The 16,878-nt window shown below is 59.6% G+C and carries 14 protein-coding genes and 1 pseudogene; 5 read left to right on the top strand and 10 right to left on the bottom strand.

Annotation, left to right across the window (positions count from 1 at the left end; genetic code table 11):
• Nucleotides 1-430 precede the first annotated feature (430 nt).
• Together hmpA and RB548_RS28160 are read right to left on the bottom strand one after the other, a co-directional pair.
• Complete coding sequence (gene hmpA / locus RB548_RS28165; protein WP_331377042.1) at nt 431-1,645, bottom strand: NO-inducible flavohemoprotein; 1,215 nt, start codon at nt 1,643-1,645, stop codon at nt 431-433.
• A gap of 19 nt (nt 1,646-1,664) precedes the next feature.
• Entirely contained in the window at nt 1,665-2,345 is a 681-nt protein-coding gene (locus RB548_RS28160) for a DUF1971 domain-containing protein (RefSeq protein ID WP_331377041.1), read from the bottom strand.
• Nucleotides 2,346-2,450: 105 nt separating this feature from the next.
• Between RB548_RS28160 and RB548_RS28155 the strand changes: the two genes are divergently transcribed.
• Entirely contained in the window at nt 2,451-2,870 is a 420-nt protein-coding gene (locus RB548_RS28155) for an RrF2 family transcriptional regulator (RefSeq protein WP_331377040.1), read from the top strand.
• Nucleotides 2,871-2,924: 54 nt separating this feature from the next.
• On the opposite strand, the gene RB548_RS28150 is transcribed toward RB548_RS28155, so the two are convergent.
• Complete coding sequence (locus tag RB548_RS28150; RefSeq protein WP_331377039.1) at nt 2,925-3,899, bottom strand: alpha/beta fold hydrolase; 975 nt, start codon at nt 3,897-3,899, stop codon at nt 2,925-2,927.
• A gap of 361 nt (nt 3,900-4,260) precedes the next feature.
• On the opposite strand from RB548_RS28150, the pseudogene RB548_RS28145 reads away from it, so the two are divergent.
• Nucleotides 4,261-5,004 (top strand): annotated as a pseudogene (locus RB548_RS28145) (SDR family NAD(P)-dependent oxidoreductase).
• Between the two features lie 83 nt (nt 5,005-5,087).
• Here the strand turns inward: RB548_RS28145 and RB548_RS28140 are convergent.
• The 4 genes from RB548_RS28140 to RB548_RS28125 form a co-directional block, all read right to left on the bottom strand.
• The gene (locus RB548_RS28140; RefSeq protein ID WP_331377038.1) at nt 5,088-5,852 is read right to left on the bottom strand and encodes an SDR family oxidoreductase; all 765 of its coding nucleotides are present in this window, start codon (nt 5,850-5,852) and stop codon (nt 5,088-5,090) included.
• A gap of 60 nt (nt 5,853-5,912) precedes the next feature.
• Nucleotides 5,913-6,392 (bottom strand): carboxymuconolactone decarboxylase family protein, encoded by a 480-nt coding sequence (locus RB548_RS28135; protein WP_331377037.1) that lies wholly within the window; start codon nt 6,390-6,392, stop codon nt 5,913-5,915.
• A gap of 515 nt (nt 6,393-6,907) precedes the next feature.
• Nucleotides 6,908-7,540 (bottom strand): response regulator transcription factor, encoded by a 633-nt coding sequence (locus RB548_RS28130; protein WP_331377036.1) that lies wholly within the window; start codon nt 7,538-7,540, stop codon nt 6,908-6,910.
• Between the two features lie 120 nt (nt 7,541-7,660).
• The gene (locus RB548_RS28125; RefSeq protein WP_408642500.1) at nt 7,661-8,293 is read right to left on the bottom strand and encodes a sensor histidine kinase; all 633 of its coding nucleotides are present in this window, start codon (nt 8,291-8,293) and stop codon (nt 7,661-7,663) included.
• 69 nt (nt 8,294-8,362) lie between these two features.
• Between RB548_RS28125 and RB548_RS28120 the strand changes: the two genes are divergently transcribed.
• The gene (locus tag RB548_RS28120; RefSeq protein ID WP_331377035.1) at nt 8,363-9,748 is read left to right on the top strand and encodes a LysR family transcriptional regulator; all 1,386 of its coding nucleotides are present in this window, start codon (nt 8,363-8,365) and stop codon (nt 9,746-9,748) included.
• A 152-nt stretch (nt 9,749-9,900) separates the two neighbouring features.
• Here the strand turns inward: RB548_RS28120 and RB548_RS28115 are convergent, their stop codons facing one another.
• The 3 genes from RB548_RS28115 to RB548_RS28105 all read right to left on the bottom strand — a co-directional run bounded on the left by RB548_RS28115 (nt 9,901) and on the right by RB548_RS28105 (nt 15,400).
• Nucleotides 9,901-11,052 (bottom strand): efflux RND transporter periplasmic adaptor subunit, encoded by a 1,152-nt coding sequence (locus tag RB548_RS28115; RefSeq protein WP_331377034.1) that lies wholly within the window; start codon nt 11,050-11,052, stop codon nt 9,901-9,903.
• A gap of 15 nt (nt 11,053-11,067) precedes the next feature.
• The gene (locus RB548_RS28110; RefSeq protein WP_331377033.1) at nt 11,068-14,211 is read right to left on the bottom strand and encodes an efflux RND transporter permease subunit; all 3,144 of its coding nucleotides are present in this window, start codon (nt 14,209-14,211) and stop codon (nt 11,068-11,070) included.
• Nucleotides 14,212-14,812: 601 nt separating this feature from the next.
• Nucleotides 14,813-15,400, bottom strand: coding sequence for a TetR/AcrR family transcriptional regulator (locus RB548_RS28105; protein ID WP_331377032.1), 588 nt, complete (start codon nt 15,398-15,400; stop codon nt 14,813-14,815).
• A 136-nt stretch (nt 15,401-15,536) separates the two neighbouring features.
• Here RB548_RS28105 and RB548_RS28100 point away from each other — a divergent pair, with 136 nt between their 5' ends.
• Together RB548_RS28100 and RB548_RS28095 are read left to right on the top strand one after the other, a co-directional pair.
• Entirely contained in the window at nt 15,537-15,983 is a 447-nt protein-coding gene (locus RB548_RS28100) for a DUF2214 family protein (protein ID WP_331377031.1), read from the top strand.
• Nucleotides 15,984-16,474: 491 nt separating this feature from the next.
• Complete coding sequence (locus tag RB548_RS28095; RefSeq protein ID WP_331377030.1) at nt 16,475-16,666, top strand: hypothetical protein; 192 nt, start codon at nt 16,475-16,477, stop codon at nt 16,664-16,666.
• The last annotated feature ends 212 nt before the right edge of the window (nt 16,667-16,878 follow it).

Genomic DNA, 16,878 nt, shown 5'->3' with positions numbered 1-16,878 from the left:
GAAACAGTGAGGCGTCCGAGGAGGGTAATGATTGGTCCCGAGCGTCATACCGACGACTTGGCCGCTCGGACCGATGCGCTCAGCGGCGGGGAAGAGCACGGCGCCTCTCCCGGTAGCCACATCCAGCACCCGATCAGCCGGTGCTACCCCGGCAATCTCCACCAGCCTTCCGCCGGCATGCGCGAAAAGCGGCGGCCCGAGCTCGGCATAGTCCGCGGCCACTTGAGTGTATAGCGCCGCGACTCGCCGCTTCCTATTTTGCCGATCCAGATGCATCTGTCGCCTTCTGCATTGGCTTGAACGCTGTCCTACAAGAGTAATGACAGGCGTACGGTAACACTGGGGCATTCCGCAAACAGACTTGCCGACGTCTCAATGGTGAAGACCCGCGGGGAAGGACGCCGGGGCTTGTGAGGCCCCGGCGGAGGCATCAGGCGGCGATTTGTTCGTCTGCAGGCCCGAAGAGTTCGAAGTGAACGCGTTCACTCGGAACGCCCGCGCGGGCCAGATCACCGACCAAGGAACGCAAGAAGGGCTTGGGACCGCAGAGGTAAAAGTCCGCCGACGCGAAGGGCGTATTCTCCCGCAGCCAGTTTGCCGTGATGAAACCATCATGGTCGTGCGAATAGCCCGCCGCATCGCCCGAGCCAGGCTCGCTGTAGAATGTCCGGACCGTGACACCGCCGTGTGTTTTGGCGAGTGATTGAACATGGCGGTCCATCGCGTGCGTCGAACTGTTGAGCGCACCGTGGACGTAGTGTGCCTCCAATTCGGGATAGTCGGAGGCAATCGCCTCGAGCATGCTCACCATCGGTGTGAGCCCAACTCCGCCCGACAGAAGAACAACCGGCCGGCTTGGTTCATCCGGGAGGAAGAAGTCCCCTGCAGGAGGGGTAACCTCGAGCACGGTGCCGACCTCTGCGTGGTCGTGCAGAAATTTCGAGCCGCCCTGACCCTGCGCTTCACGTTTGACGGAAATCCGGTAGTACTCGTCATTGGGACCGCTGGAAATCGAGTAATTGCGCTTGACGTCGGAACCGTCGGCGAGGCGGAAACGGAACGTCAGGTACTGACCCGGCCTGTGCCTGACGACTGGTTGGCCGTCCGTCGGCCGAAGTATGAAGGAAGTAACAACGTCGCTCTCCTTCCGCCTCTCGGCTATCGCGAATGTTCTCCATCCATTCCAGCCACCTGACCTTCTGTCGAAGTCGGCGCGGATCTCGGCTTCGCGCTCCTTCAACACGTCGGCGAGAAACCAATAGGCCTCGCCCCAGGCATCAAGCAAGGCCGGAGAGGCCGCGTCCCCGAGAACATCTGCAATCGCCGATAGCAGCGCCTTGGCCACAAACGGATAGTGCTCGGGCAGGATGTGATAGCCGATGTGCTTGTGTGCGATGCGTTCGATTGCCGGACCGAGAACCGCGAGGTTTTCGATATTTTCGGCATAGGCGAGGATCGCAGCCGCAAGGGCGTGCACTTGCGATCCCTTCTCGCCTTGATTGGCGTGGTTGAAGAGCCCTCGGATATGTTCATCCTGAAAGAGCAGCGTATACATGCGCTTGGTAATTTCTGCGCCATGCGCGGCGAGCGCCGGCGCGCTCTGTTTCACGAGCTCGATTGTCTGCGGTGACAGCGGACGTGGCATAAGAGGTCCTTTCCTTCTCTTAGCGGATTTCAAGGCTTGGGTTGCGATCGTAGAACTCGATCCGCAAATTGACGGGCCCCGCAAGCTCAAGGCGATGGGGAACTTCCGGAGGAACGACCCCCGGTCTGTTGCGATCAAGAAGGATCGTGTGCGTCGCGCCATCGGCACGATACTTCACTGCGCCGTCGTGGACACGAATTACACCCCAGGTTCCGGGTTTGAGCGTATGCGACTGAAGCAAGGCTCGAGGTAAAGAAACCTCGTCGAACACGGAGGTGACCCTATACGGACTGCAGGGCTCTCCTGCATTGGTCGGTTGCTCCGAGCGTGCTTGTGGTGACTGTGGGTGAATTGCGCGGGACAACCGCGATGCTATGCGCGCGGCTTTGGCTTGCATCGCGATCGCGAGGGACTGCGGCAACATCTCGGAGGTCGTCAGACGCCACAGAGCCAGCCAGCGATCGAACATTTCCGGACGGATCCGTTCGGCGTGGATCATGTGCATGGAGACAGGGTTTCCTTTGTATAGGCCTGTCGTCAGCATCACCGACGACCAGAATTCCGACAGCCGGCCAAGGTGCTCGTCCCAATCCGCGACAACCGCGAAGACCGGGCCAAGCTCGGCGTCGGCTCGCACGCGCTCGTAAAACCGCTCCAGAATTTTCGGAATTTCGCGTTCGTCGAGTTCTGCTCTTTCCACCGCAAGCCTCCATAACATGCTTCTGGGATACATCTATTGCGCAGCGCAAAAAGATGCTATTCAAATGCATCTTTTTCGGGCAGGCGTTTTGACGCAGGTGAGGACATGAGGCTGACGCGATATACGGACTACGCGATCCGGACGCTGACATACCTGGGCGCACGTGAAGCCGACGTCTGCTCCATACGCGAGATTGCGGAAGCGTTCGACATCTCTCAGAACCACCTGATGAAGATTGTGCAGGACCTTGCGAGCGCCGGATTCATTAAATCCACGCGCGGAAGAAATGGTGGGATCCAGCTTGCCAGGTCCGCAGACGAAATGAACCTGGGAGCCCTCCTCAGACATACGGAGGGCCTGACTGACCTTGTCGAGTGTTCCGGCTGCCTGATAGCTCCGGCCTGCAGTCTTCCGCCAATTCTGTCGGAGGCGACGAGAGCCTTTGTCTCAGTGTTTGAGAAGTACACCATCGCCGATCTCCTCCGGCGAAAGCGCGACCTCCAGGTATTGCTGCGGGCGGCTTAGCGGGTATTGGGAGCCCCCAGCATCACTGGGGGCTGTAATTACGTCGTTGGCGCGTTACGCGCTGATAAATTCGAGGATGTCCCGATTGATTACTTCGGCATGGGTCGTTGCCATGCCGTGGGGAAGCCCTTTGTACACCTTGAGAACGTTGTTCTTGAGAAGCTTGGCGGACAAGAGGGCGGAGTCGGCGATCGGAACGACCTGGTCGTCATCGCCGTGCATGATGAGGGTCGGCACATCGATGTCCTTGAGGTCTTCGGTGAAGTCAGTCTCCGAGAATGCCTTGATGCCGTCATATTGGGCCTTTGTGCTGCCCATCATTGCTTGCCGCCACCAGTTCTCGATCACCGAATTCGAAGGGGCCGCACCGGGGCGATTGTATCCGTAGAACGGTCCGCTTGCGAAATCCCGGTAAAGCTGGCTGCGGCTCGCCAACAGCGCTTTCCTGAAACCGTCGAAGACTTCAACGGGCAGCCCACCGGGGTTTGCGGGCGTTTTGACCATGAGAGGGGGCACTGCGCCAATGAGAACCAGCTTAGCCGCGCGCCCCTTGCCGTGGCGGGCCACGTAGCGGGTCGCTTCACCACCTCCCGTCGAGTGGCCCACGTGGATCGTATTGCGAAGATCCAGATGCTCGACCACGGCCGCGGCGTCGCTTGCGTAATGGTCCATGTCGTGGCCGTCGTTTACATCGCTCGATCGGCCATGCCCCCGTCGATCGTGGGCGACGACCCGATAGCCCTTCTCCATAAAGAAAAGCAGTTGCGCGTCCCAATCGTCGGAGCTGAGCGGCCAACCGTGATGAAACATGATGGGCTGCCCATCTCTGGACCCCCAATCCTTGTAAAAGATCTCCACCCCGTCAGTGGTGGCGACCCTGTTAGCGCGCAATGTGCCGCTCCCGCCGGAAGACGCGGGCGCAGCTGCGGCTGGTGCCGCCGACGCCACGGGAAGCGCTGCTGCGGTGGCGAGGCCGAGCCCGGCGGTCATTACGCCGCGGCGCGTGGTCTGGTTGTTATTTGGATCCATTGCTTTCTCCTACACCGGCAAGGCGGCGATGCGTGTCAGTTGGTTTTCATGCTCGTGCTCATCACGACGTCGTTGAGCGCTCGCCAACATGAGCGTCTCGGTCTGCCGACTGTAGATGTACCTAAGTGTGGGTTGGATAGTTCGTCACACAGGGACACCCGCTGGTTCGGTCTCCGTGGGCGTTCGCGAGGTCATTCAAGACAAAGCGGCAAAGGCGACGTGCCTTGTAGATGGCTAATAGAAAATTCCGCTTATGATAGATCAGTCTTGTTCCTGTTTGCAGGAATGAAGAGCAAATCGTTCATGTGGTAAAGTTCAGTTGTTGCCAATGACGACCACGATCCAGCGAAAAGGTTTATTAATGCGCGATCTTGTAACAATCGCAACGGGTGGCAGTTCCGGCATCGGACGCGAAGTGGCTATTACATTAGCAACACTTGGCGCGCGCGTTCTGATAACCGCGCGGCGTCAGCCAGGACTTGATGAAGTCTGCGCCCAATCGGCAAATATCAGGGGAATTATTGCCGATGTAGCGAAGGCGGCTGACGCCTAGCGGACGGTTGAGGAAGCAATCGGTCTTTGGGGGAGGCTGGATGTTCTGATCAACAACGCCGGTGCCGGTGGCATTATGCCGCTCGCGGACGCAACGGAGGAGCGTATAAAGGACATTTTCGCTGTCAACGTGGTGGGTCCCAGTCTTTTGGCCGCCGCAGCGCTTCCGCATTTGAGCGACAGGGGCGGAGCGATCATCAACATCTCCAGCACCTACGGGCACAAGGCTGCTGCGGGCCTTTCGCACTATGCTGCGAGCAAGGCGGCGGTCGAGCATCTCACGCGCTGCTGGGCGCTTGAACTTGCACCCCATGGAATTCGCGTCAATGCAATTGCCGCGGGGCCGACAGAAACCGGTGCGCTGACGGGGATGATGGGACTAACTGCCGAAGAAGCGGAGAACGTCAAGGAATATGAGCGCAGTCTGATCCCATTGAAGCGCCGTGGCACACCGCACGACGTCGCGCAATGGATCGCAATGTTTGCGAACCCCGAGGCGGCGTGGACGACTGGCCAAATTCTGTCGGCAGATGGGGGGCTTTCGGTCGTCTGAGAGATCGGCTCACTCCCTATCGACAGTCTGCCCTACAGCGCCGCGCGTCCTATAAGACGCGCGGCGCTGTAGAACGTAGACCGCTACGCGGTTTTCTTCGGCTGAGCCGCGGCGGCGAACCATTGTTCGAACGTGATGCGGCCAAGGCGCGGGCTCTTGTCCGAAACGAGAGAACTGTCGTCGAGACGCGCGCCGAAATAACGCGCATCCGGGTCTGCTACGACCTTTCTCGGGTCGTTCATCTTCCTAAGATAACGCGCGATCAAGTCACTGAGCTTCACACGCTCGGGGCCGGCGATCTCGACGATCCCATTCTGCGGTTGGCCCAGCGCCACGTCGGTCATTGCGTCCGCCACGTCGTCCGAGGCAATCGGCTGTATGGCAGCGGGCGACAGGTGAACCGTGTCGCCAACGGTGCCCGATTGAGCGATACCGTTAACGAACTCCATGAACTGCGTGGAGTGCACAATCGTATAAGGAATGCCGGAGGCCCGGATCAGGTTTTCCTGCGCCAGCTTGGCGCGGAAATAGCCGCTTTCTTGCAGGCGTTCGGTGCCGACTACGGACAGAGCGATGTGGTGCTTCACACCTGCGACTTTCTCCGCAGCCAACAGGTTCCTGCCCGATGTCTCGAAGAACTCGAGTACGGCCTTGTCTTCGAAGGATGGGGAGTTTGCGAGGTCAAGGACCACTTCGGCATTCGTAAGAGCGTCGGCGAGCCCTTCGCCGGTAATCGTGTTGACGCCCGTATTCGGTGCCGCGGCGACGACTTCGTGGCCGCGCTTGCGCAAGCGATCGGCAGTCTTCGAACCGATCAAGCCGGTTCCACCAATAATAACGATTTTCATAATATAGCCTCCGATTGCATCTCAAGTCGCGTTTGGAGTCGAGCAAGTGAGAGAGACGAGCTAGTTCAAGCCGGCCTTATCGAGGCCAAAGGCCTTGTCCGCCGATCCTGGCACAGCTTTGAACCCGATGCTGGCTCGGTTCCAGGCATTGATAGTCATGACCGCGAATGTGAGGTCCGAAATCTCTTTCTCGGAGAGCTGGCCGCGGACACGCTCGTAGATGTCATCCGGAACGCCGCCAGCTGGCAGGTTCGTCAGCACTTCCGTCCAGGCCAGCGCTGCCCGCTCGCGAGGAGCAAAGAGGTGGGACTCGCGCCAGATCGCAACATGGTGGACGCGCAATTCGGTTTCGCCGTGGATCTTTGCTTCCTTGACGTGCATGTCCAGGCAAAAGGCGCACCCGTTCATCTGCGAGGCCCGGATCTGCACCAGGTCTCGCGTCTTCTGGTCGATGACGCTGTTGTTCACCGCGGCGCTGAGTTCCATCAGCTTCTTGAAGAGCTCGGGGGACTGCTGTGCGTAGTTCAGTCGTTGTGTCATTTAAAACCTTGCCTTGCTTGTTCCCTAATGGATCCAGCTGAATACCGGCCGGCACATGGGAGGTGTTGGAACGTCACGAATAGTAGTTGGAACGCTCTCCCCGTGGATCCTAAACCTTGGTTTAGGATCCACTTCGAGGCCCATCGCGGACACGAGATTGCAGCGGCGAGAGGGGATTATCGCGCGAGGAAAGCTGTTGCTTCGGTTCGGTATCCCGAACAATTACTAGAGCGCCGTGCGTTCAAGTGAACGCACAAAGGACGCTCTAGTACTTTGATTCTAGAGCATCTTATCCGCTTTCAGTGATCCACTTGAAAGCGGGATGCTCTAGCGGCGAGGCGTCGATGTTAAGTGTAGATGAGAATAGGGGGCAATGCTCCGCAACGTATCATTGCGACAAGCGCGATTGGCCGACGTTTCCGACAGGCCACGTTGTGGCTCATGTAAATTCGGTGTCTTGAGATACTGCGATGCCGAGCAATTGTCCTCGGGCGGCCTTTTCACGGTGGCGAGGATTAGATGAGCTCTGATTTTTTCACGAGGTCGGCCAGAGAACGGGCTTCCATCTTTCGCATCACGCTGGCTCTATGAATCTTGACCATGATCTCACTGATCCCGAGCTCATAGGCTATCTGCTTGTTCATAAGGCCGTCGGTGACGTGCTGCATCACTTCCTTTTCCCGAGGCGTCAGTGTCGACGCTTTCTGCTTGATAGCATTCCTGACGACGGCATCCTGTCGTCTGCACCGATCGGTCTCGAAGGCCCTGCTTACTGCGTCGAGCAGTTCTTCATTGGTGAAGGGTTTTAGCAGAAAGTCTACCGCGCCCGCCTTCATTGCCGTTACGCTCATGGGCACATCGCCATGGCCTGTCACGAAGACAACTGGAGTTTGGCATCCCAGATCCTCCAGCCGCGATTGAAACTCGATGCCGCTCATTCCCGGCATGCGAACATCCAGAACAATGCAACCTGAAGCATTCAGGCAACCATTCTCGATGAAATCCAGAGCGTCACAGAAAGAGGCTGACTTAATGCCGACAGATTCAAATAGATCGTTCATAGAGAGACGTATGTCGGCATCGTCGTCAATCACAACCACAACTTGCTCTTCGACTGGGGCGACTTCGATTTTGCGTGCGGTGGACATCTTGCTGTCTCCTCGAATGCCGGAACGATTGCCGCATTCTGCCTCGAATCGTCTCAGGAGGCACCCTGTTTCAAAGTATACAAAGGTTTAGCCCGCCCGCGTTTTAGGCCGTGGGGGCTATCAGGCCTCCGTCGGTGCGGTTACAGGCAGCAGCACCCGAAATACTGCGCCATGAGGCTCGCAGTTGGCAGCCCTGATCATACCACCATGGTCGGATATGATTGAGCGGCAAATTGCCAAGCCCATTCCCATGCCATCGGGCTTGGTGGAAAAGAAGCCCTCGAATACCCGCTCGAGATCTGCCTCGGGTATGCCGCCCCCCGTGTCACGTATCGTCAGCGAAACGGTCCCGCATTCGGTATGCGAGGTGTCGATGACGATTTCTCGGTCTTCCGCGGCCCTTTGGGTGATCGCCTGAATGCTGTTGATCAACAGGTTGACGGCAACCTGCTGCAGTTGCACCCGATCGCCCGTTATGTTTGGCAGTTCCTCGGCCAATTGAAGGCGCAGCGAGATAGAGCGCGCCTCCGTCTCTGCCTGTACAAACAGAACGGCCTCCTTGACGATCTCATTTATGTCGATGGCTTGTCTGACGGGATCTCTGCGTGCCGCCATATCGTTGATCCGCTGTATGATGCGGTTCGCGCGGAGCGCATTTTCCTTTATCCGTGTAACAAGTTGCTCAACCTTCGCCACGTTGGCGTCAGCTCTCGCGAGCCATCTTGACGCTGTGTCAGCGTCTGCAACGACCACCGAGAGAGGCTGGCGCACTTCGTGCGCGATCGACGTCACGAGTTCGCCGAGTGCCGACACGCGTGCTGCATGAGCGAAATCCGCCTCTATCTGTCTCAACTGCCGTTCAATGCGGCGCTGCTCTGCAATGTCGACCAGCGTAGTGTCCAATCGCTCGGGAAACTGGGGAAACGTAACGAGAAAAAGCACGTCGCGTATTTCCCCGTCGAAGGGCTCGACTTGCATGTCAGTAGAATCATTCATCCGGTTTGTTCCAGTTCAAGAGCGTTTCCCCTGCTGTCACGGCATCCTTTGCCGAATCGATTGGGCGTCGCGCGGGATGCGTTTTTGGTTTCCACGCGCAGAGGACCGCCGGCCGAGCTGAAGCTCACGAATGCGCAACTGGGCGCCCGAGATTTTGGACGATCGGCGTTTCGTTGCTTTAACGGCGGGTTAGGCAGTGCAGTACTCGGCAAGCTCGAAGCCAGAGATCATTACACCCTCGACAATCCAGCTCATAAGTGCCTAGGTGGGCACAGCATTTGTGCTGGGATGTCCGCAATGGCGATAATTGGTGATAAGGCTGCCGGATTATCGGCCTTCGTTTTGACCGTCGAGACCGGCTCCTTCAGTGCGGCTTCCAAGCTCCTGGGAACCACCCCGTCTGCGGTTTCAAAGAGCGTTGCCAGATTGGAGCAGCGCCTTGGAGCCAAACTCTTCAGGCGTTCCACACGATCGCTCACGCTAACTGTCGAAGGAACTGCCTACTACGAGCGAACAGTTCCGTTGCTCCGCGGCCTTGAGGATGCGGAGGAAGTGGTTCGGTCGGCTTCCACCGCTCGCGGCACGCTGCGCGTGACGATGCCAAGCGAGCTAGGAAGAATTCTGATGGATGCTCTTACGACCGATTTCCTGCGCGCCCACCCGGAGATCAGGCTGGAAGTGGGGTGGGCGGATCGTCATGTGGACTTGATCCGCGAGGGCTACGATTTGGCATTGCGTGCTGGCGCTCCCGCTGACAGCGAACTCAATCTCCGCACGCTCGGCGAACTGCCGATGGTCCTGGTGGCGTCGCCGGAATACCTGAGCGAGATCGGGCGTCCGGCCTCAATCAAGGAGCTCGGTAGCGCAAATCACTTGCGTTATGTCCTCGGCGGGCGGCCTTTTCTGATCCGGTTCCTGGATGGCGAGATCATTGAGCCCGAGGGCCGTCTCGATCTGGACAGCGGATTCGCGCTTCGAGCCGCGGCGCTAAACGGATTTGGAGTGGCCTATCTCTTGCGCTGCATCGTCGAAGCCGACATCAAAGCGGGCCAGTTGGAAGTTGTGTTGCCTTCACGCCCCCTCAAACGTGTGCCATTGCACTTTCTTCACGCGTTTGGCAGGACGCCGCCATTGCGGGCGCGATTGTTCATGGACTTCGTGGCGGAGCAGATCAAACCGTTCCTTCATGATCCACGCCGGGAAGACGTCTGATTACGCCAGAGAAGACGGTAGGTTCGGCGATTACCCGCAGGGCCCAGGTCCTCGGGATGATTCATAGCGCTGATGCCTTCCCTGCCATGCGCGACGACTGTCGACTGGCGCACGGTCAATCCGCGGCATAACCACCGACAAGCTCCTCCTGGCTATTTCTGCGCCTGGTCCGCCGGTATCGGCTTGACCGGCGCGCCGGGGAAGATTTTCTGCAGGTTGCCGGCGATCACCTTGTCGCCTTCGGAAACACCGGACGACAGACCCACCAGGCCGCCATTGCTGGGGCCGAGGGAGACCAGCCGCTGTTCGACAACGTCGCCCTTGCCGACAACATAGACATATTTGCCGAGTTGACTCGACCCGAGTGCGGTCTCTGGCACCATGAGCACGTCCGGTTCGTCCCTCACGCGCAAGCGGACGCGGACGTATTGGCCGGGCAGCAAGGTCAGATCGACGTTGTCGATCGTCGCGCGCGCCACGACCGTGCCGGTACTGCGCTCGACCGCATTGTTGATGAAGGTCAGATCGCCACGCTGGCGTGGCTCGGTGTCACCCGGCAGAAACACTTCGGCCTGAACTGGCCCGGCCGCCCGTGCCCTCTGGATATCCGCGAGCTCGGCTTCGCTCGGATTGAAGGAGACATAGATCGGCGAAAGTTGCACGAGGTTGTTGAGTGGCGTTCCGGCCGTGTCGCTGACGAGCGTTCCCTCGGGAGCCAGGTTTCGCCCGAGCCTTCCTGCAAAGGGTGCGCGGATTTCAGTGTAGTCGCGGTTGATCTCGGCGGTGCGGACCGCCGCCCGCGACATGGCGAGGGCCGCCTCCGCCTGGCGCACGGCGCTTGCGCGCTGGTCGAAGGTGTCCTTGTCCAGATAGCCTGTCGTGGCAAGTTCATTGCCGCGTGTGAGATTGCTGCGAAGATAGGCGAGCGATGCCTCGTCGCGTTGGACCTGGGCCTTCGCCTGATCGAGCTCGGCTTCGTAGTCGCGGGGGTCGATGCGGTAAAGGAGCTCGCCCTGCGTGACGTCGGCGCCGTCCGGAGCTTCCTGCGACTGTATATAGCCGGAAATCTTGGCCCGGAGCGTCACGTTGCGGATCGATTCCGTCCGTGCGGAATATTCGAGGTAAATGGGGATCGTCTTCTTGACGACCGCGGCGACGGGAACGGGCATGGCAGGAGGTGCAGTCGCAACCGCCGCCCCGGCGCCACCGCCTTTGAGGTCAAGCCTGCCGCCAGTGTATGAATAGGCCGCAGCCAGAGCCGCGATCGCGACTGCTGCGGCAAAGCCAAGTTTCAAACCGCGCATATCAAGCTCCAGTCCCTATTCCGCGGCTTCGGGCTCGCGCTGCCCATCGGCAGGGGTCGCCGAAAGCCCCTCCCGCCATTGTTCAATGACAGCATAGAAGACCGGGACGAAAATAAGTGTCAGAACGGTTGCCATGAGCATACCGCCAAACACCGTCGTGCCGATCGACTGCCGGCTGGCGGCACCTGCACCCTTCGCGTACATCAGCGGGACGACGCCGAGAATGAAGGCGAATGCCGTCATCAAAATCGGCCGTAGCCGCAGGCGGGCCGCCTCGGCGGCGGCGGTGATGATGTCCAAGCCTTCCTGTCGGCGCCGCTTGGCGAACTCGACGATCAGAATAGCGTTTTTCGCGGCAAGGCCAACCAGCATCACGAAGCCGATCTGCGAATAGACGTCGATCTGCATGGCGCGCAGCCACAGGGCGAGCAGGGCGCCAAGGAGGGCGAGCGGCACGGAAAGCAGCACCATGAAGGGCATTGACCAGCTTTCATATTGCGCCGCCAGGATCAGGAAACAAAAGACGATTGCCAGCGCGAAGACGAGCGCGGCGATCGATCCCGCCCTGATCTCCTGATAGGTGATGCCCGTCCATTCGAAACCGAAGTCCCGCGGCAGAGTGGCCGCGGCGGCGCGCTCCATCGCCGCCACCGCCTGGCTCGAACTGAAGCCCGGCGCGGCCGCGCCGTTTATGAGTGCCGCCGGGTAGTTGTTGTAGTGGCTGACGGTCTCGGGGCCGACGGTCGGCTTCAGCGCCCCGAGCGTGCTGAGTGGCACCATGTCGCCAACCGTATTGCGCACGTAAAGCCGGGAAATGTCGCTGGCGTTGGAGCGGGCGCTTTGATCGGCCTGCAGCGTTACACGAAAAGTGCGACCGAACAGGTTGAAGTCGTTGACATAAAGCGAGCCGAAATAGATCTGCAAGGTGTTGAATATATCCGGCAGGTTGAGACCCAACTGCTTTGCCTTGTCCCGGTCGAGGTCATAGTTGAATTGCGGGCTCGACGTGCTGAACGCGGTGAAGAGTTGGTGCGGATTGATTTCCGGCTGCTTTCGCGCTTCGGCGATCAGGGCCTGCGTGGCGTCGTTCAACGCCACGCTGCTATGGCCGCCGAGGTCCTCGACCTGGAATTCAAAGCCGCCGGTCGCGCCGAGCCCCTGGATCGACGGCGGGTCGAAGGCGAGCACGAGGGCGTCGGGGATCTGCAAGAGGAGCGGCTGCACCGCTTCGCGCAGCGCCGACGCGCCTTGCTCGGGCGGCCGCTCGTCCCACGGCTTCAGGACCGCAAACTGCACGGCCGAATTCGACTGACTTGCGAAACTCAGGAAATTGAAGCCGACCACTGAGCCGACGAAATCCACGCCGGCCGTGCCGCGAAGGATTTCCTCCGACTGCCTTGCGACGGCTTCGGTTCGTTCTATCGATGCGCCGTCAGGGAGCTGGATGACCACGAAGAAATATCCCTGGTCTTCGACCGGCAGGAAGGTCGACGGAATGCGCTGCCACAGTGCGTAGGTGGAACCGATGGCGATCAGGAATAGTCCGAAGAGGGCCCAACGCCACCGGACGAGTCTCGCAATGCTGTGCGCATACGCATGCGAGAGCCGATGAAATCCGGTGTTGAACCAGCGGAAGAGCACGAATCGCGGTGCGCCGCGATGGCGCAGGAACGCGGCGCTGAGCGCGGGACTGAGCGTCAGCGAATTGAAGGCGGAGAACGCGACCGAGATCGCGACCGTCAGGGCGAACTGATTGTAAAGGCTGCCGGCAACGCCCGGAATGAAGGCAACCGGCACGAAGACGGCCAGAAGCACGGCGGTGGTCGCGATGATCGGTCCCGTCACCTCCTGCATCGCCTTGCGCGTCGCGGCGAGCGGTGGCAGGCCGGACTCGAGCTGTCGCTCGACGTTTTCGACGACGACGATCGCATCGTCGACCACTAGGCCGATGGCGAGCACCATTCCGAGCAGGCTCAGCATGTTCAGCGAGAAGCCGAGCAGGTACATGACGATGAGCGTCGCGATCAGCGACACGGGAATGGCGATCGTCGGGATAATCGTCGTGCGCACGTTCTGGAGGAAGATGAAGACGACGGCGACGACGAGAGCCAACGCCTCGAGCAGCGTGATCACCACGTCATTCATTGCCGCAGATACGAAGCGCGTGGTGTCGTAGAACATGTGATAGGCGATGCCGCTCGGGAAGCGCTGCGACAGCTCGTCCATCTTGGACTTGACCCGGCTCTGCAGATCGAGCGCATTCGAACCAGGTGCCTGGAATACCGCCAGGACGACGCTCTGCTTGCCGTTGAAGCTGACGGACGACGAGTAGAGCAGCGCGCCCAGTTCGACGCGCGCCACGTCGCGCAGCCTGATCGTCGCGCCGGTCGCCGGATCGGCACGCAAGACGATATCGGCAAATTGCTTCGGGTCGCTCAAACGACCGACCGCATTGATCTGCATCTCGAAGGGTGTGCCGGCCGGCGCCGGGGATTGCCCGATCTTTCCGCCGGCAACCTGGACGTTCTGCTCCTCGATGACGTTCTGCACGTCGACCGCTGTGATGCCCAGATTGGCCATCCGGTCCGGATCGAGCCAGACTCGCATCGAATAACGCCGTTCGCCGAAGAGCTGAACGTCGCCGACGCCCGGCAGGCGCTTGAGCGGATCGAGGATCTGCAGGTAGGCATAGTTGCTGACGGAGGCGAAATCGACGGAGTCATCGGGCGAATCGAGGCTGACCAGCACGGTGAAATTGGGTATCTGCTTGGCGATCGTCACTCCGCTTTGGTTGACGAGGGCCGGCAGCGAGGACGCCGCTTGCGAAACGCGGTTCTGCACGTCAAGCGCCGCGACGTCGATCGGATAGCCGACGTCGAAGGAGATGATGATCCTCGAAGAGCCGTCATTGGAGCTCGTCGAAGACATGTAGAGCATGCCCGGCACGCCGTTGATCTGCTGCTCGAGCGGTGTGGTGACGGTATCGGCGACGACCTGGGCGCTGGCGCCCGGATAATTGGCGGAGACGACGATCTGCGGCGGCGTAATGTCCGGGAACTGCGACACCGGAAGCAGGAAATAGCAAATGGCGCCCGCCAGCGTCATGACGATGGCGATGGCTGAGGCGAAAATCGGTCGGCGGATAAAGAACTCGATCATGGCCGGATCGATCCATGTGCGACGCGGGCGCCAGCGTTGGCCGCGCCGGCCGATAACGGCCGATGGGCATCGTTGAATATGTCGCGATACGACCTGTCATCGACCCCGACAAACGCAGCGGAGACATCCGAAGGGACAGGGGCGGGCGAAGGGGCAGAGCCGGGCGGCCTCCAAGCGCCGAAATCGACCTTCACCGCGGTGGCCGACACGCGGTCTATCCGGTCAGTAAGAAGCTTTCCCGCCCTCGGCCTATCCAGCTTGCGCATCGCAAGGCTCCACACCAGCAAATCGCGATTTGCACCGTCGTTAATTAGACGTTTGACGATCGTGCGAACCGACATTGTGACATTGTGCCAGAAATTTTTTCGTGCGGTTACCATCACGCTCGGAAGCGTTCGCGAAATCGCTTGCTCCCTGGTCTCGCGCTACCGATCAGTAAACAGTGTCAAGGGTCAACCTCCATCCACACCGAAATAGGCCGGCCGAAGCTGATGACAACTGATGTCTGCAGCCAGTCACGTCGATCTCCGCGTGATCGCATTGTCGACGCTGGCCGCGATTTGTTCCCGAAGCATGCATCCGCGGAATTTCGCTACACGCCTCACTCGCGCGTGTGCTCGGCGATCCCCGGCTCCAGCAGCTGAAGGATTTCAGGTAGGTGCTCGTTCATTTCTGCAGGGATTTTCTCGTTCATCAGAAGCATCACGAGCCCATGCACCAAAGACCAAGCCGCAATCGGGCCGGGATCGTCGACTGCATTCGACCCTTTCCGACCCGCCTTCATGGCAAGAAGCTCGAAGGCTTGGCGACTGGCGTTAGACAGGTGCAGGTCCCCGCTGTCGACGTGCTCGCGGGATCCGAACATCAGCGTGTAGAGGCCAGGGTTCGCTTTTGCGAATTCGATGTAGATAACGCCAAGATCACCGATGCTGCGTGCGGGATCGGACGCGAGCGGCGCAATCAGATCTCGCAGCCTCGAAAAACCCACTGTGGCAATCGCTGACATCAGTTCTCGCTTGCCGCCAAAGTGCGCGTAAGGGGCAGCCTGGCTGACACCAGCTTGACGCGCCACGCCGCGCAAACTCACTCCTCCTGGCCCCTCACGCTCGAGCAGCGCCAATCCTGCTTCGATCAGCGCAGTTCTTAGATCACCGTGATGATATCCTCTTGCTTTTGTTTTCGAGTTCATTGTTTTCACCGCAATCTTGACACTGTTAAGAACTTCGCTATGTTAACAGCGTAAACATTAACGTGCCATACGAAAGTCAAGGTCGGAGCCACCATGTCCGACCGGGGCCCTTTTTTCAGACGGGCGGGAGTCCCAGATGTTCACGGATCTTGTTCTCGCTAGTGCCCACCACCTCCTGGTCTTCCTACTGGCGGCGATGATCGCGATGGAAGCAGTGATCGTGCGGCCGGACATGTCCGGGGGAAGCGCGAGACTGCTCTCCCGTATCGATGCATATTACGGCGCGACCGCCGCACTTGTGCTCCTCGTCGGAGTGGCTCGTGTCGTCTTCGGTCTCAAGGGATGGGAAGCCTATGTTTACAACTGGGCATTCTGGTTGAAGATGGTGGCCTTTGCCGTGGTTGGGCTCCTCTCGATCGGCCCCACAATGCAAATCCGCAAGTGGCGAAAGAATGCGGACGAAGTGGCGTTTACCGTGCTACCCGGGGACGTTGCCAAGGTGCGCGGTAGCATTCGGGCGCAAATCGGCGTTTTCGCGCTCATTCCAGTCTTCGCCGCCACGATGGCTCGCTACGGCTATTGAGGGGTTCGTTTCGCTGCGCATCAGAAATTTGCGGAAGGCCTAACTGCCCGACGGCGGAGTGCTTCTGCCCGCGAAGTTTCGGTTGAGCGTGGCGTGACGGTTGGAACGGGCGCCGGGCGCCTGGTCCCTCGCTCGCAGGGCCGGCTCGATAAGTTTCGGGTGGAGTGTCACACACCCGTTACATTTTGCGCCGAAACTTAGGCTGTACTCCATGGCACAGGCCATCCTCCACAGGATTGGCAGGGGTCGCTTCAAAAAGCGTTGGGCGCCGCAGCCGATCCGGCAGAGGCGCCCAAACCCGTAGTGCCGGACATCCTTCGCGCGGCGGAATTTCCGTTTGACGGGCAAGTGTCCGAGGTAGTTCCGCGACTTTGCAGCAGCTGGGCGCGACCGCAGACTGGCCCAATTCTTAGGACGACGAGCGGATGATCCCGGCTTCCGCCCCGATTTGAATTCGATTCATGGGGCAACCTTCAAACGAGGAAGTAGAGATGAGTAAGTTTGTTATTCTCGCACTGACCGCGGTGGCAATCAGCGTCGGCAGCGTAGCCTGCGTATCAGAGAACCCTGACACTGCATCGATAACGCCCAATGCGGGGGACAGGATCGGGGCGTTCAACCCCAGGGCAAGCGGTGCCCCTCCAAGGAACGGTTCCTACTACAAGGGCATCTTTCGTGAATGATCTACAGCGCGTGCGTCTTTCAGGCGCACAAAGGACGCTGTAGCACTTTGAATTGCTGCATGTTTTGTCCTTCGATTGGCTACGATCTAAGGCGACACGCAGTAGTCTCTGCGCCCGCTTTCAAGATTTGTCTTCCTCCCCGGGGATCCATGTTGTTTGTGCCGGATCAAAGAGATGGATCTGACAGCGGTGTAGGTGCATCGGGCCGAAAA

It is taken from the genome of Sinorhizobium chiapasense (assembly GCF_036488675.1).
In the GTDB taxonomy this organism is placed as follows: Bacteria; Pseudomonadota; Alphaproteobacteria; order Rhizobiales; family Rhizobiaceae; genus Sinorhizobium; species Sinorhizobium chiapasense.
The sequence above is the reverse complement of the archived record's forward strand: the minus strand, read 5'-3'. Positions and strand labels throughout refer to the sequence as shown.